At 72.9% G+C, this 15782-nt stretch carries 12 protein-coding genes; 5 read left to right on the top strand and 7 right to left on the bottom strand.

All coding sequences use genetic code 11. The features are described 5' to 3' along the window. Positions 1 to 19: 19 nt before the first annotated feature. Together DFR41_RS16315 and DFR41_RS16310 are read right to left on the bottom strand one after the other, a co-directional pair. Positions 20 to 412 (bottom strand): AtuA-related protein, encoded by a 393-nt coding sequence (locus DFR41_RS16315; protein ID WP_114803481.1) that lies wholly within the window; start codon positions 410 to 412, stop codon positions 20 to 22. A 13-nt stretch (positions 413 to 425) separates the two neighbouring features. Further along, positions 426 to 1796, bottom strand: coding sequence for an acyclic terpene utilization AtuA family protein (locus tag DFR41_RS16310; protein WP_114803480.1), 1371 nt, complete (start codon positions 1794 to 1796; stop codon positions 426 to 428). An 82-nt stretch (positions 1797 to 1878) separates the two neighbouring features. Here DFR41_RS16310 and DFR41_RS16305 point away from each other — a divergent pair, with 82 nt between their 5' ends. Further along, positions 1879 to 2760, top strand: a complete 882-nt coding sequence (locus tag DFR41_RS16305) for a LysR family transcriptional regulator (protein ID WP_114803479.1) — start codon at positions 1879 to 1881, stop codon at positions 2758 to 2760. 48 nt (positions 2761 to 2808) lie between these two features. Here DFR41_RS16305 and DFR41_RS16300 read toward each other — a convergent pair whose 3' ends face one another. Next, positions 2809 to 4179 (bottom strand): glycosyltransferase family protein, encoded by a 1371-nt coding sequence (locus DFR41_RS16300; RefSeq protein WP_211322608.1) that lies wholly within the window; start codon positions 4177 to 4179, stop codon positions 2809 to 2811. A gap of 126 nt (positions 4180 to 4305) precedes the next feature. Between DFR41_RS16300 and DFR41_RS16295 the strand changes: the two genes are divergently transcribed. From DFR41_RS16295 to DFR41_RS16280, 4 genes are read left to right on the top strand one after another with little or no spacing between them, the layout of a single operon-like run. Then, the gene (locus DFR41_RS16295) at positions 4306 to 5220 is read left to right on the top strand and encodes a glycosyltransferase family 32 protein (RefSeq protein ID WP_114803478.1); all 915 of its coding nucleotides are present in this window, start codon (positions 4306 to 4308) and stop codon (positions 5218 to 5220) included. After that, positions 5217 to 6392, top strand: a complete 1176-nt coding sequence (locus DFR41_RS16290; RefSeq protein WP_211322607.1) for a glycosyltransferase family 4 protein — start codon at positions 5217 to 5219, stop codon at positions 6390 to 6392. The genes DFR41_RS16295 and DFR41_RS16290 overlap by 4 nt, the downstream gene beginning before the upstream one ends. Before the next feature lie 14 nt (positions 6393 to 6406). Next, complete coding sequence (locus DFR41_RS16285; protein ID WP_211322606.1) at positions 6407 to 8965, top strand: glycosyltransferase; 2559 nt, start codon at positions 6407 to 6409, stop codon at positions 8963 to 8965. Between the two features lie 59 nt (positions 8966 to 9024). Then, on the top strand, positions 9025 to 10734 hold the full coding sequence (locus DFR41_RS16280; RefSeq protein WP_211322605.1) for a hypothetical protein: 1710 nt from the start codon (positions 9025 to 9027) through the stop codon (positions 10732 to 10734). Here the strand turns inward: DFR41_RS16280 and DFR41_RS16275 are convergent. The 4 genes from DFR41_RS16275 to DFR41_RS16260 form a co-directional block, all read right to left on the bottom strand. Beyond that, complete coding sequence (locus DFR41_RS16275) at positions 10722 to 12071, bottom strand: amidohydrolase family protein (protein ID WP_114803476.1); 1350 nt, start codon at positions 12069 to 12071, stop codon at positions 10722 to 10724. The genes DFR41_RS16280 and DFR41_RS16275 overlap by 13 nt on opposite strands. A 151-nt stretch (positions 12072 to 12222) precedes the next feature. Next, entirely contained in the window at positions 12223 to 13404 is a 1182-nt protein-coding gene (locus DFR41_RS16270; protein WP_114803475.1) for an MFS transporter, read from the bottom strand. After that, the gene (locus DFR41_RS16265) at positions 13401 to 14783 is read right to left on the bottom strand and encodes a DNA recombination protein RmuC (RefSeq protein WP_425326706.1); all 1383 of its coding nucleotides are present in this window, start codon (positions 14781 to 14783) and stop codon (positions 13401 to 13403) included. Before DFR41_RS16265 ends, DFR41_RS16270 begins: the two co-directional genes overlap by 4 nt. Beyond that, positions 14783 to 15778 (bottom strand): 2-hydroxyacid dehydrogenase, encoded by a 996-nt coding sequence (locus DFR41_RS16260; RefSeq protein ID WP_114803474.1) that lies wholly within the window; start codon positions 15776 to 15778, stop codon positions 14783 to 14785. The genes DFR41_RS16265 and DFR41_RS16260 overlap by 1 nt, the downstream gene beginning before the upstream one ends. Positions 15779 to 15782: the final 4 nt, after the last annotated feature.

The raw sequence follows: 15782 nt of genomic DNA, 5'->3' as shown, positions 1-15782 counted from the left end.
GGTGGATGAAGGATGGTCGTCAGTCGATGGGTGGGCCGGCCAGGTGCCCGCGCAGCGCGGCAGGCACCCGCACCGGCAGGTCGAGCAGCAGGTACGACAGCGCCTTGCCATGGCTGTCGAGGTTGAGGGCGTCGTTGACGCCGCCGTCGAGCACGTCGTCGAGCACGAAGTTCATGGCCTGGAGCTTCGGCAGCAGGTGGCGCGTGACGCGGCTGGGCCGGCGATGGGCGAACAGCGCGCCAACGGCTTCTTCCGTCACCTGGTCGACCAGCAGCGGCCACAGGTCCGCATGCCAGGCGATCACGCTGATGTTGGAGCGGTTGCCCTTGTCGCCGGTGCGGCCGTGGGCCAGCCGGTGCAGGGGGACGATGATCGGGTCCGGGCCGACGTCGAGAAGCGGGGTGGCAGTCATGTCGCAGCTCCGGTCAGTCGACCATGAAGTAGCCGGTGTTCACCGCCTCGCGCGGCACCAGGCAGGAGACCGTGCCCAGGCGCGGTCGCATGCCCGTGCGCACGCCACCGCCGCCGGCCGGGCCGCAGCAGTACAGGGCCGTCACCTCCCGCACCAGGCGGCGGGCGACGTCCGCATCGGTGTGCTGGATGGCGACCCTCAGGCGGATGTCGCGCAGCGCGTCCTGCGTTGAGGTGGTGGCCTGGTCGAGCACGGCGGCCAGTGCCCGGCCCTCGTCGTCGCCGAAGATGCTGCAGGCGCCGATCAGGTCCACACGCAGCGGGCCGGCATCGCGCAGGCGCTCGCGCAGCACGTCACCGGCCAGCCGCGCGCGGCCCAGGGCCCGGGCGCCGGCATAGCTGATCTCGCCCTCGGCGAACCAGCCGGTGGCATGGCACACATTGACCTTGAGCGTGGCCGGCCGCGCATGGCCGCGCACACCCTGCAGCCGCACGCCATCGGCCGTCTGCAGCACCTCCGCCTCGCGGATGTCGGCCACCACGTCGGGCGTCAGGTAGGCGCCGGGGTCGTGCAGCTCGTAGAGCAGCTGTTCCTTGACGGTGTGCAGATCCAGCCGGCCGCCGGTGCCTTCGGGCTTGAACAGGGTGCAGCTGCCGTCGGCCTCGATCTCGGCGATGGGGTAGCCCAGCTCGGCCAGGCCCGGCACGTCCTTGTAGCCGGGGTCGGCGAAGTAGCCGCCGGTCACCTGTGCGCCGCACTCCAGCAGGTGCCCGGCCATGGTCGCGCCCGCCAGGCGGTCCCAGTCGTCCAGGGCCCAGCCGTAATGCGCCAACGCCGGGCCCAGGGCCAGCGCCGGGTCGGCCACGCGACCGGCGACGACGATGTCCGCGCCCGCACGCAGCGCGTTGGCGATGGCCTCGGCACCGATGTAGGCGTTGGCGCTGACCGGTGGCTCGGCAGGCATGGCGGCGCCCAGGCACTGGGCCAGCAGGTCGTGGTGCTCGGGCCCGGACAGGTCGTCACCATGCACGACGGCGATGCGGGGCGCGCGCAGGCCGAGCCCGCGCGCCAGCTGCTGGATGCGCCGTGCGGCGCCATGCGGATTGGCGGCGCCGAAGTTGCTGACGATGCGGATGCCATGGGCCAGGCAGTCGGCCAGCACGGGCCGCAGCAGCTCGTCCAGCAGCGGCTCGAAGCCGGCATCGGGGTTGTCGCGGCGGGCCAGCTGGGCCAGCGCCAGGGTGCGCTCCGCCAGGGTCTCGAAGATCAGCACGGCGGGCTGGCCGCGGGCGATCAGCTCGCGCACCACGGGCGCGGCGGCGTCCACCCGGTCGCCCGAGAAGCCGGCGGCGCAGCCGATCAGCAGTCGTTCCTTCAGTGCCATGCGTGTCTCCTGCGCCGGCACTCTAGGGTCGACGCGTTATTCTGTGAAATAGATTGTCAGGATCAATTCATCCGCATTACCAATGAATCTGAGCAGCCGCCAGCTCGATGCCTTCCTGGCCCTGGCCACCGAGCGCCACTTCACCCGCGCGGCGGAGCAGTGCCACCTGTCGCAGCCGGCCTTCAGCGCGCTGATCCGCACGCTGGAGGATGGCCTGGGGCTGCGCCTGTTCGACCGCAGCACGCGGCATGTGGCGCTGACTGACGAGGGCCGCAATTTCATGGCGGCGGCCGAGCGCATCCGCGCCGAGATCGACGCAGCGCTCGACGCCGCACGCGACAGCGCCCAGCTGCGGCGCGGGCGCGTCTCGCTGGCGCTGCTGCCCTCGCTGGCCGCCGGCTGGCTGCCGCAGGTGCTGGCCGAATTCCGCGAGGCCCATCCCGGCATCGTGCTGGAGATCGCGGACGTGCTTTCCGAGCCCTGCATCGAGCGGGTGGCCGGCGGCAGCGCCGACTTCGCGCTGGCCGCCATCCGCGCCGACACGCCCCAGCTGCAGGCCGAGCCCTTCTGCAGCGATGAATTCCACCTGGTCTGCCGCGACGATCATCCGCTGGTGCGGCGCCGCAAGCTCACCGCCGCCGACCTGGGCGACTGGCCCTTCATCCACCTGGCGCGCACGAGCAGCGTGCGGCAGTACCTGGAGGCGGCTCTGCATCCGCAACCGCTGCGCACGCTGATGGAGGTGGAGCAATTGGCCACCGTGATGGGCATGGTGCGCGCGGGTCTGGGCATCAGCGTGGTGCCGACGCTGACGCTGTTCCACTTCCAGCAGGCCGGGCTGCACACCCGGCCGCTGCCCTTGCCCGGGCTCAGCCGGCAGGTCTACCTGGTACGGCGGCGGGACCGGTCGCTGTCGCCGGCGGCGCAGGCGCTGCTGACGCTGATCCGGCAGCGGCGGCCCTGAGCGCCAGCGCCCTGATCGTGCTGCGCGGAAGGCGGCGGGCCGATGGTTTCACCGCCCCGCCACCAGCCGCCGCAGAACACGCCGCGCCCGGCGCAGCGCACGCCGGGGCAGGCTTGCTGGCGGCGGAGGCACCATGGCCGGCTGCGCCGCTTCCACGGAGGCCGGCGCATCGGCCGGAGCCGGGGCCGGCGCGGGTTCGACCCGCGCTTCGCAGCGGGCCAGCGCTTCCAACAGCGCGCCGGCCACCGCCGCCGGTTCGATGGCGTGCCGGATGTGCCGGGCCGCCATGGCACCGCGCCGCGCCGCCTCGGCGGGGTCGGCCGCCACGGCCCGCAGCGCGGCGACGGCCGCGGCGATGTCCGGTTCGGCCCAGTGCTGGTCGGGCGTGTAGCTGCCATTGGCCTCGCCGGGCTGCACGGGCACCAGCCGGCTCTCGACGAAATAGGCCGCATCCGGCCGCAGGAAGGCCGTGGGCCCACCCCAGCCGGTGATGATCACCGGCCGCCCGGCCTGCGCCGCCTCGAAGGCGCCCAGGCCCCAGCCTTCGGCCCGGCACAGCGAGACGAAGCAGTCGCCCAGTTCGTGCAGGGCATGCAGCTCGGCATCGGGCAGTTCGTCCGTGATCAGGCAGATGGGCGGCGGCAGGCGGCCATGGCGCAGCACGGCGCGGCCCACCATGGCCTCGAACTGGGGCAGCACCGGCACGCTCTCGCCCTCGTGGCCCGGATCGCGGCGCACCCGCTCCAGGTCGTGCGCGGTGGTCTTGATGACCAGCGCGACCGGATCGTCGTGGCGGAAGGCCTCGGCGAAGGCGTCCACCAGCGGACCGATGGACTTGCGCTCCAGCCAGGTCGACACCGTGTAGAAGATGCGCCGGCCCTGCAGCGGCGGCAGGCGCTGCAGAAGCCGCGCCCGATCCGCCGCCGTCGCGGCGCGCGCGGGCCGGGGCAGGTGCGGCACCACCCAGATCGGGATCGTCACGCCGCTGTCGCGGAACACCTGGCGGTTCCACTCGGTCGGCACGATCACGGCGTCGAGCCGGTTGATGAGCGCGGGCCAGTGGCGCGGCAGCCGGTCGGTCTCCCACACCGTGTGGCCGACCACGCAGCGGGTGCCGCGGGCGCGCTCGCGGTCGATGAAGTGCGGGTAGTACTCGGGCACGAAGTGCACGATGGCCATGTCGCAGTCGCGCGCGTCGTCGCGCAGGGGCCAGAGGTCCTCCGGGCCGGCCTCCGGCGAGGCGGCCGGCGCATAGCCCAGGCCCAGCGCGCCACCAGGCAGCATGGGTTCCCACGCGATGGCGGTGCCCGCGTCCCGCAGCGCGCGCACCAGCGCCGCGGCCGCGACGGCATAGCCGCTGGTATCGCCAAGGCCGATGTAGCGCAGCGCCCGGCGGGGCGCGGGAGGACTGAGGCTCATTGCAAAAATCCGTCGTGTATATTTCACGGAACATAACAAATCGACTCAGGGGCTCCCCAAGCGGCAGCTGGGTGGTGCGCCCCGAGTGCATGGCCGCCTGCCGCCCTTTCGCGCACCGCAGCCACCTTGACCGCCACTACGCCTCCCGCGCCGGCGCGCCCCGCGCGCATCCCCAACACCTACCACTTCGTCTTCGGCCTGCGGCCGCAGACCGAGCCCTTCCACCTGCTGCACTACCTGTGCCTGGCCTCGTGCCTGCAGGTCAACCGGCCGGACCGCGTGGTGGTGCACCTGCACAACCAGCCGCACGGGCCGCTGTGGGAGCGCATCCGCCCGCGCATCGAAGTGCAGCAGATTCCCGAGCACGAGCTGCGCATCGACCTGAACTACCAGGACGACTACATCCGCCAATTCGCCTACGCGCATGTGTCCGACTTCATCCGGCTGCGCGTGCTGCATGAGCAGGGCGGCATCTATGCGGACATGGACACCCTGTTCGTGGCGCCGCCGCCAGCCGCGCTGTTCGAGGAATCCTGCGTGATGGGCCATGAGCGCGTCGACGTCGGCGCGCCCTCCTCGCCCGAGGGCTCGCTGTGCAATGCGCTGATCATGGCCGAGCCCGGCTCGCCCTTCGTGCGGACCTGGCTCGAGCGCATGCCGGGCGCCTTCGACGGCAGCTGGAGCAACCACTCCACCTTCCTGCCGTACCGGCTCAGCCGCGAGTTCCCCGAATGGATCCGCGTCGAGCCGGAAAGCCGCTTCTTCTCGCTCGACTGGACGCGCGAGGGCATCGCCGGCCTGTTCGAGCAGGACCGCACGCTGCCGCCGGACGCCACCAGCCTGCACCTGTGGGCGCACCTCTGGTGGGACGTGGACCGGCGCGACATGTCCGACTTCGACCACACGCAGCTCACGCCCGAGTACGTGGCGCGGGCACGCACCACCTACGCCCGCCTGGCACGGCCGCACCTGCCGCCCGGCCTCGCGCCGTCGGCCCTGGGCCGGTGGCTGCGCCGGCTGCGGGGGCCGAGGGCCTCGTGAGCGACGCGCAGGTCCCGCGCAGCCGGGCCATCCTGCTGACCCATGTGCTGCCCGACCCGCAGGGCGTGGGCCTGATGCGCCGGGGATGGCGCTGGGCCTGCGAGCTGGCGGCCACGCATGCACTCGACATCGTGCTGGCGACCCGCCATGCCGAGGCGCCCGTGCCGCGCACGCCGCTGCCCGGCCGGCTGCATGTGGTGCACTGCACCGGCCCCGCCCTGGCCCCGCGCGCGCTGGCGGACTGGTTCGACCCGGACGCGGGCGCCGCCGCGGCGCTGGCCGCCCTGCCCGGCCCGGCGCCGGTGCGCGTGCTCGTCTTCCGCTTCTACATGCACGACCTGGCGGCGCATCTGCCTGCCGCCTGGCGCGCCGTCGCCGAGATGGACTGCGACGACTGGGAGTCGGCCACGCGCTGCAGCCTTGCGGGCCTGGCCCTGCGCCACGGCCGCTGGCGTGCCGCAGCGCAGGGTCTGCTGCAGGCGCGGCGCTACGCCCGGCTGGAGCGGCAACTGCTGCCCGCCTACCGCACCGTCCATCTCTCCGCCTTCGAGGACGCCGCCCGCGTGGCGCGCCTGCCGGGCATGCGCGAGGTGCGCGCCAGCCCCAACCGGCTGGTGCCCGATCCCGGGCCCGACCTGCCACCGCCGCCGAAGGACGGGCGCACGCTGCTCTTCGTGGGCGCGCTGTTCTATCCGCCGAACGAGGATGCGCTGCTGTGGTTCGCCCGCGCCGTGCTGCCCCGCCTGCGCCGAATGGTGCCCGATGTGCAGGTCGTCGCCGCCGGCCGGGCCGAGGCGTCGCTGTGCCAGCAGCTGGCGGCGCACGGCATCGCCTATGCGCACGAGCCCGCCGACCTGCGACCGCTCTACGCCCAGGCCACGGCCGTCATCGCCCCGGTGCGCGGCGGCGGCGGCACCAAGCTGAAGGTGCTGGAGGCATGGCAGTACGGGCGGCCCGTGGTGGCCACCTCCCATGCCGCCCGCGGGCTGGCGGTCGAGCCCGGCCGCCACCTGCTCGTGGCCGACCACGCCGAGCGCTTTGCGCGGCACTGCGCCGCCCTGCTGACCGACCCGGTGCTGGCCGAGCGCCTGGCGCGCGAGGCCGGACGCCTGCTGCGTGCCGAGTACTGCCTCGCGCCGGCCTTTTCCTCCTCCCGCCCTGCGCCCGAATGAAGCAGGAAGCCACCTTGCACCACGCCCGCCCGACCGCCACCCCGACCGTGGCCCGACCACCCCTGCTCATCCTCTCGGTCGCCACCGGCTATGGCGGTGCCGAACGCAACATCGAAACCCTGCTGCCGCTGCTGCTGGCCGAACGGCCGGTGACGGTCTTTGCGTGCAACCCGCTGCACCTGCAGCGGCTGCGCCTCCTGGCGCATCCCGCGCTGGAGATCCACGAGGTGGACGCGAGCCGCGAGGACTTCGCCGACGGCGCCGCGCGCCTGCTGGTGCAGCGCTTCCTGGCGCTGCGGCCCTCGGCCATCCTGAGCAACACGATGGACTCGCTGCGCATCCTGGCGCGCGCCGCCGGTTGGCTGCCCGGGCTGGACGCCATCGCCTGCGTCGGCGTGCACGACTTCCTGTGGTTCGACCATGCGCAGTTGCTGCCCCAGGTGCCCCGGGCCACGCTGCTGGTGCCCGACCGGGCGGTGCTCGAAAAGCCCGACTACCTCGCCCGCCATGTCTGGCCGCACGGCCCGATGCGGGCACTGGTCATGCCCAACCCGGTGGACATTCCGGAGACGCCCGCGTCCATGCTGGCGGCCGATGCGCCCTTCCTGCACCTGGCCACCGTCAACCGCTTCAAGGGCCATGCCCTGCTGGTGCGGGCCGCCGCGCTGCTGGGGCCGCGCTGCCCGGGCCTGCGCATCGCATCGGTCGGCCACCGGCCCATCCCCGAGCTGTACGGCGAGCTGCAGGCGCAGATGGCCGCGGCCGGCACGGCCTCCACCCTGTCGCTGCACGACCATGTGGACGATCCGTCGACGCTGCTGCGCGGGGCCCGGGCCGTGCTCGTCACCTCGGTCTCGGCGCATGGCGGACCGGAGACCTTCGGCCGCTCGATCATCGAGGCCTGGGCCCATGGCCGGCCCGTCATCGCCTTCGCCTGCGGTGCGCCGGCGCAGCTGATCCGGCACGACGTCGACGGCCTGCTCGTCGACGAAGGCGACGTGGCGGGCCTGGCCGCCGCCATCGAGCGGCTGCACCGCGATCCGGCCCTGGCCGACCGGCTGGGCCGGGCCGGGCGCGAACGGACACAGCGCGAATTCGCCACGCCGCGGGTGCTGGCGCAGCTCACTGCCGTGCTGGACGGCGCCTGGTGTCCCCGCCCCCAGGCGCCCCCGGCCGGTGCCGGCCTGCCCGGTCCGGGGCTGTTGTTCGACGTCTCCGTCAGCCTCGAAAAGGGCTGGCACTCGCCCGTGGGCATCTCGCGCGTCGAGCACCACACCGGCGATCTGCTGGCCGCGCAGCCCGTGCCCGTTCAGCTGGTGCGTCGCGGTGCCGACGATGGCGGCTACCGGCGGCTCACCGGGCAGGAGCTGGAGTTCCTGGCCAACATGCCCGACGGCATCGGGCGGCTGGCCGCCGCCGAGCTGGCCGCCACGCCGCTGCCGCCGCCGCGCGTGCCGCAGTCGGTGGGCCGCAGCCTGCGTGCGCTGGGCGCTTTCCAGCGCGGCAAGGGGCGCCTTCGCCGGCTGGCGGACAGCCGCCTCGGACGCTGGCTGCATGGCCGCGCCAGCGCCAATGTGCGCATCGCCCCAATCGGCACGGGGCCCTTCGCGCCTGGCGCGGGCGACATGCTGCTGAGCGTCTCCAACCCCTGGGACTATGTGGGCACACCCGTCTTCCAGGCGCTGCGCGCGCGCGGCGTGCGCGTGGTGCTGGCCGTGCACGACCTGATGGTGTGGGAGACGCCGCAGTGGACCGCCGGCCGCGATCCGCGCCAGTACACAGGCGACATGCTCGCCGTCATCGCCGAGGCGGACCAGCTGGTGGCCGTCTCGCGCTACACGGCAGGCCAGGTGCAGCGCGCGATGGCGGAGGCGGGCCGTGCCGCGCCGCCCCTGCGCGTGGCAGCCCCCGCCGGCCTGGACACCGGCCCCGCCCGGCCAGGCGCGCCGCCGCCGGGGCTGGACCTGGACCGGCCCTTCGTCCTGTACTGCTCGACCCTCGAGATCCGCAAGAACCACATCCTGCTGCTGCATGTGTGGGAACAACTGCGGCAGCGGCTGCCGGCCGGGCGCCTGCCGATGCTGGTGCTCGCCGGCCGCTGGGGCTGGGGCGTGGACGCCGCCCGGCTGGCGGTGGAGCGCAACTGGCGGCTGGCGCCCGATGTGCGGGTGGTGGAATCGCCGCGCGACGAGCATCTGCAGTGGCTGTACCGGCATGCCCGCTTCGCCGTCTTCCCGTCCTTCAACGAGGGCTTCGGCCTGCCCGTGGCCGAAAGCCTGGCGGCCGGCACGCCGGTGCTGCTGTCGGACCATCCAGCCATCGTCGAAGCCTCGGCAGGCCTGATGCCCGCCCTCGACCCGGACGACGGGCCCGCGTGGCGCCGCGAGATCGAGCGCCTGTGCACGGACGATGCCTACCTGGCGCAACTGCGCGACCGGGCCCGTGCCTACCGCGCCCCGCCGGCGGACGACCTGCCGCGCGCCCTGCTCGACGCCACCGGCCTGCTGCCGCGCCGCGCCGCCGCGCCCGCGGAGCCGGCGCGGCGGCCGCAGGAGATGGGGCTTCAGCCATGAGCACACGCCCGGCCGCTCCGAAGGGTGCTCGCACCGAAGGCGAAGCCGAAGGTTGCTCCGTGCGCACACGCCCGGCCGCTCCAAAGAGTGCTGGCGCCGAAGGCGAAGCCGAAGCCGGTTCGTTCAGCCCGCTCGCCGCCCAGGCCCTGCGTGCGGCCCTGCGGCATCTGCAAGGCCGCCTGCAGGCACAGGAAGCGCAACTCGACCTGCACCGCCGCGAACTCGACACGCAGGCGGCCGAGCTGGCCGGGCGCCAGACCGCGCTGGCAGACCGGCAGGCCGAAGTAGCCCGCCTGAACGAGGAACTGGCCCAGCGGGAGGCAGAGATCGCCGGGCTGCGCCATGCCGCCGCGCTGGCGGCCGCCCGGCAGCCCTTCGCCCGCCGCGTGCTGCGCCGGCTGGCGCGCGATCTGCGCCGGTTGCTGCGCCACGTGGCCCCAGCCCCGGCTGCGGTCACTCCCGCCCCTGCGCCGGCCGCCATGCCAACGGAGCCGCCTCCGCCCCCTTCCCAGCAGGCCGCGCCAGCACCCGTGCAGGACTACCGCACCCGCATGCGGGCGTTGCGCGCCTCGGGGCAACTGGCCGCCGTGCGCACGGTGGCGGTCGTGGCCCCCGCCGATTGGGGTGGCACCGCCTCGGCCGTGGCAGGCCTGCTGCAGGCACTCTCACTGCAATGCACGGTGCACGCGGCCATGCCTGCCGATTTCACCGACGACCTGTACCTCGTGCTGAGCCCGCGCGACTTCGTGGTGCTGCCTCCGGCCGAGCGGCGCATCCTGTGGCGGGTGCCGGACGAGCAAGAAGGAGCGGGCGACACCGATCCGTCGTGGACCCGATTGCAGGAATCGCTGGCCGTGTTCGAGGCCGTGCTGCCGCGCATCGCCGACCTGCTCGCCCACGGTCTCGTGCAGCACCAGATCTTCCATGTGCCACTGCCGCCGACCAACGCGGCCCTGGCGGCCGCCCTGGAAGACCGCACGCCCTTCGGCCTGCCGCACCTGCTGGCCCGGGCACTGCATGGCTGTGGCCTCCTGGACGATGCCGCCTTCGAGACCGCCACGGCCAGCACCCGCCTGGACGGCGAGGCCGTGGTGCTCTGCCTGCCCGAAGCGCCCGACCGCTTTGCCCATGCGCGCGAAAGCCTGCGCCACGGCGCCGTGCTCTTTCCGGGACTGCGCCATGTGGACGGCTGGAAGGGCACGGCGCTCAGCTACCGCGACCTGGCGCGCCGAGCGCTGCGGGCCGGGCGCGACAGGCTGCTGGTGTGGGAGGACGACGCCCGGCTGCCGACCGACTTCGACACCCGCCTGCCCGCGCTGCTGGCGCAGCTGGATGCGCACCCCGAGCGCTGGGACCTGTTCTCGGGCCTGCTCACCGACCTCTCGCCCAAGGCCCGGGTGCTGGACGTGCAGCCCTACGGCAGCGAGCTGCTCATCCGGCTCGACTCGGTGATCGGCATGGTCTTCGGCCTCTACGGACCGCGGGCGCTGCGGGCCCTGGCCGACTACCGCTTCGAGGGCGAGGACGTGATGAAGAACACCATCGACCGCTACCTCGAAGCGCTGGGCCTGCGCTGCTGCACGCTCTTCCCGCCCCTGGTGGGGCATGACGACCACCTCGCCTCCACGCTGTGGGCACCCAACGGCGTGCGCTTTGCCAGCAATGCCTCCATGAACGCCATGATCGACCGCAGCCAGGTGCGGCTGCTGTCGAAGGTGGCGGACTTCCTGGACGGCGGCCCTGCGCCGCAGGCGCCTCAGCGCCAGTAGTCGCGCCCCTGCGCGCCCCAGAGTTCACGCGAAGCCCCCTCGGCCTCGGCGCAGACGGTATCCATGTCCACCTTCGTGGGCAGGCCGTCCACCACCAGCAGTTCGCCCTGCACCGCCACATGGCGTACGTCCCGGCCCTGGCCGCAGTGCACCAGCGCGCCCAGCGGATTCACATGCGGCCGCAGGTGCGGGCGGCGGCCGTCGACGACCACGAAGTCGGCCGACTTGCCCACGGCCAGGCTGCCGATCTCGGCCTCCAGGCCCAGCGCCCGGGCACCGCCCATGGTCGCCATGTCGAAGACATGGTGCGGCTGCCAGCCGTCGTTGACGCCGCCTTCCTGCACCCGGGCCGTGGCCAGCGCCCAGCGCATCAGCTCGACCATGTCGCCATGCTGCGTGTCGGTGGCCAGCGCCATGTTGACGCCCGCGCGCTGGAGCATGGGCGTGGGCGCCAGCCGGCCCGAGGCGGCATTGCACTTGGGAATATGCACCGCATGCGCGCCGGCCGCCGCCATGCGGTGGGCATCGGCTTCGCTCACGTAGATGCAGTGCCCGCCCATCAGCCGCTCGTTGAGCAGGCCGGTGTCGGCCAGCACTTCGGTGGAACTGCGGCCGGTGCGCTCGCGCACGCGCTCGACCTCCACCTTGCTCTGGCCCAGATGGGTGCTGACGCGCAGGCCGCGTGCGGCGGCGGCCTCGCCCACCTCGCGCAGGAAGGCGTCGGAGCAGGTGTCCACCGCATGCGCCGCCAGATTCACATGCACCCGCGGATGGTTCTGCCAGCGCGCATGCAGCGCCAGCCCGGCCCCCAGCGTGGCCTGGCCGATGGCGGCGCTGTGCTGCCAGTCGCCATGCGCGACGCGCGCGAAGTCCACGTCGTGGATGCGCCAGCTGGGCGCGAGGCGCAGACCGAGCTCGACCATGGCCTCGGTGCAGATGTCGGCATGCACGAAGTTGTCGCCTACCAGGGTGGAGCCAGCCAGCAGCGCCTCCAGCGCGCCCAGGCGGGCCAGGGCGCGGGCCTGCGCCTCGTCGACCTGCGTGCCCTTGGGGATGCCCGGCGTGTACGAGGGCGCGAAGCCCAGGTCGGCCGCCACGCCGCGCACCATGCTGAGGATGCTGTGGGTGTGGACGTTGACGAAGCCGGGCGTGACGAAATGGTCGGCCAGGTGCAGCGTGCGGTCGGCGGTGTACTGCGCGGGCGGTTGCGCGTCCAGCCAGGCGATGCGGCCATCCCGCACGCCGAGGACGGCGCCGCGGATCTCGGGGCGGGCAGGATCGGCCGTCAGCGCGATGGCATCAAGCAGCAGCAGGTCGAAGTGGAGGGGTTCGGTCATGGGCACTTTCGGGCCGGTTTGGTGCACCGGCGGGAGGAATGCCGAAGCGCAAGCAATCGACGTGCCATTTTTGTATCCAATCTTCGCCCGATTTGTGGACACTCGTGCGTCGGCGCAGCGGCCGGCCCCGCATCCGGCCGCGCTGCGGCACTCAGCCGCGTTGTTCGTCGGGCGCCTGCAATCCGCGCACAGCCGGCGTGCCGACCGCCATCACCGCGCCCACCACCCAGAACACGCCCGCCACGCCGATCAGCGCACCGAGCGAGCCGAAGAGCAGCGGCATCACCACGCTCGACGCATTGATGGTCATGAGCCGCAGGCCCAGCGCCTCGCCCTGCCGGTGGTGCGGCGTGATCTGGTGCAGCATGCTCATCACCATGGGCTGCACGGCGCCGAGCGCAAAGCCCAGCAGCACGGAGCAGGCCCCCATCGCCCACGGATCGCGCAGCAGCGGATAGAGCGCGAACACGGCCAGCACCACCAGGTTGGACGTCAGGATCACCTGCCGCTCGGTGGCCCGCGCCGCCAGCACCGGCAGCAGCATGCGCACCAGCGCCGCCGCGATCGCGAAGCCACCCAGCAGGGTGCCGATGACCGAGGCGCCCAGCCCCCGCTCGTGACCCAGCAGCGGCAGCACGAAGGCATGCACGTCCCAGCTGCAGGACTGCATCCAGTTGACGAACAGCAGGCGCCGGAACATGGGCTCGCGCAGCAGGTCCCAGGCGCGCGTGCCGGGCGCATGGACGGCGGGCGCGGCCGAGGGCGCTTCCCGCGTGGGCCGCACCAGCATCCAGCACGCCAGCGGCAGCGTCGCCAGGAAGGCGAAGCAGATCGCATAGGCCCGCGCGTCGCCGGCCGTGCTGCCGGCATGGTCGATCAGCAGGCCGGCGGCAAAAGGCCCGAAGAAGTTGGCGCCGGCCGGCGCGATGGCCAGCCAGCTGAACACCTGCCGCAGCTGCGCCGTGCCCTGCGCCGCCCGGCCCACATGCCGTTGCAGCGCGATGACCGTGGCGCCGGTGGCGCCGCCGGTGAGCAGGGCCGACACGCACATGGCCGGAAAGGCGGGCCACAGCAGCGGCAGCAGCGCGCCGACGAAGGCGGCGGTCACCGCCATCGCCATCGGCCGCTTGAGGCCGTGCCGGTCCACGTAGCGGCCGGCCGGCAGGGCCAGGAAGACCTGCGTCAGCGCGAACAGCGCGATCAGCACGCCCACCGAGGCGGCACCGTGCCCTTGCTGCAGCGCCAGCAGCGGCGCGGCCAGCCGGATGCCGGCCATGGTGGCATGCAGGCAGACCTGCGCCGCGATCAGTCGCCCGAGTTCGGCGCCGCTCACGGGGCGCCGCCCTCCTCGGGCTCGGCCTCGTCGGCCGCCGCCTCCGCCACCGTCGGCAGCAGCTGCTGCGCCTGGGCATCGGGCAGGGCCTCGACGCTGCGCAGCTTGCGGGTCAGCACATTGGTGCGGGTCTGGGTCTGGTCCAGCGTGTTGAGCACGGTCTGCGTCTGGCGCTTGACCTTGTCGAGCACCTCGCCGAATTTCATAAACTCGGTCTTGACGGCGCCCAGCACCTGCCAGACCTCGCTGCTGCGCTTTTCGAGCGCCAGGGTGCGAAAGCCCATCTGCAGCGAATTGAGCATGGCCAGCAGCGTGGTCGGGCCGGCCAGCGTCACGCGGTGGTCGCGCTGCAGCGCCTCCATCAGGCCCGGGCGCCGCAGCACTTCGGCATACAGGCCTTCGGTGGGCAGGAAGAGGATGGCGAAGTCGGTGGTGTGCGGCGGGCACACGTACTTCTCGTGGATGCCGCGGGCTTCGAGCCGGATGCGCGTCTCCAGCGCCTTGGCCGCGACCTCCACCGCCAGCGCGTCGGCGCGCTGCTGGGCATCGAGCAGGCGCTCGTAGTCCTCGTTGGGAAACTTCGCGTCGATGGGCAGCCAGACCGGCGTGCCGTCGCTGCTGCGGCCCGGCAGGCGGATGGCGAAGTCCACCACCTGGCGCGACTCCGGATGGGTGGCGACCTGGGCCGCGTACTGCTCGGGCGCGAGCACCTGCTCCAGCAGCGCGGCCAGTTGGGCCTCGCCGAACATGCCGCGGGTCTTGACGTTGGTCAGCAGGTGCTTGAGGTCGCCCACGCCCTGCGCCAGCGTCTGCATCTCGCCCAGGCCCTTGTAGACCTGCTCCAGCCGCTCGGCCACCTGGCGGAAGCTCTCGCCCAGGCGGGCTTCGAGCGTGCTCTGCAGCTTCTCGTCGACCGTCTGGCGCATCTCCTCCAGCTTGGCGCTGTTGCTGGCCTGCAGCTGGGCGAGCTGCGTCTCCATGGTCGCGCGCACCTCGGCGATGCGTCGGGCGTTGGCTTCACTCAGGCCCTGCAACTGGCTGGTGAGCGTCTCGGCCAGCGCCTGGCGCAGCGTGCCGATCTGCTGCGCGAAGGCGTCGAGCTGCGCGTTCTGCGTCCGCGTGGCCTCGGCGCCCTGAGCCAGCAAGGTCTGCTGGAAGGTGGCCAACGCGGCGGCGCTTTCCTGGCGGCCGGCGCGGGCGTTGTCGGCAATCTCGCGGCGCAGTGCGCGCTCGTTGCGCTCCAGCAGCGCCTGGATCGGGGCCGCCAGTTGCCCCACGTCAGGCTCGGCAGGCCGACGCAGCAGCAGCACGGCCAGCAGAAGGAGGTTCAGCAGCCCGAGGCCCAGCAGCAGCCAGTCCTGCAGCGTCATCGCCTCCATCATTGGCCGCGCACCCGGCCTAGCACCTGCGGATTGACGGGCGTGCGCGGCTGGCCGGTGGTGAGGAAGGCGATCAGGTTGTCCACGGCCAGGTCGGCCATGGCCCGACGGGTGGTGATCGTGGAACTGGCGATGTGAGGCGTGAGCACCACGTTGGGCACGGCGAGCAGGTCCGGATGCACCTTGGGCTCGCCCTCGAACACGTCGAGGCCGGCGGCGGCGATGCGCCGGTCCTTCAGCGCCTGGGCGAGGGCCGCGTCGTCCACGATGCCGCCGCGGGCGATGTTGACCAGCGTGGCCGTGGGCTTCATCAGCGCCAGCTCGGCCGCGCCGATGCTGTGGTGATTGGCCGGCGTGTAGGGCAGCACCAGCACCAGGTGGTCGGCGGTGCGCAGCAGCTCGTCCTTGGCGACATACGTCGCCTTGCATTCGGCCTCCAGCTCGGGCGAGAGGCGCGAGCGGTTGTGGTAGATCACCTTCATGCCGAAGCCGTGCGCGCCGCGGCGGGCGATGCCCTGGCCGATGCGGCCCATGCCCAGGATGCCCAGCGTGCTGCCATGCACCTCGGCGCCGGCGAACATGTCGAAGGACCACTTGGTCCACTGGCCGGCGCGCAGGAAATGCTCGCTCTCGGTGATGCGGCGGGCCGTGGCCATCAGCAGCGCGAAGCCGAAGTCGGCCGTGGTCTCGGTTAGCACGTCGGGCGCATTGGTGCCCAGCACGCCGCGGGCCGTCATGGCGTCCACGTCGAAGTTGTTGAAGCCCACCGCCATGTTGGCGCAGATGCGCAGCTGCGGGCAGGCGTCGAGCACCTCGGCGTCGATGCGCTCGCTGCCGGTGGTGAACACGCCCACCTTGCCCTGCAGGCGGCGGATCAGTTCGGCCTTGGACCAGAGATCGTCGGCGGGATTGGCCTCGACCTCGAAATGCTCGGCGAGCCGCGCCACGGCTTCGGGAAAGACGGCGCGGGCGACGAGGACGGCGGGCTTGCTCATGGAT

The organism is Pseudacidovorax intermedius, assembly GCF_003350475.1.
GTDB lineage: Bacteria > Pseudomonadota > Gammaproteobacteria > Burkholderiales > Burkholderiaceae_C > Xenophilus > Xenophilus intermedius.
This window is presented reverse-complemented; position numbering and strand designations above follow the sequence as displayed.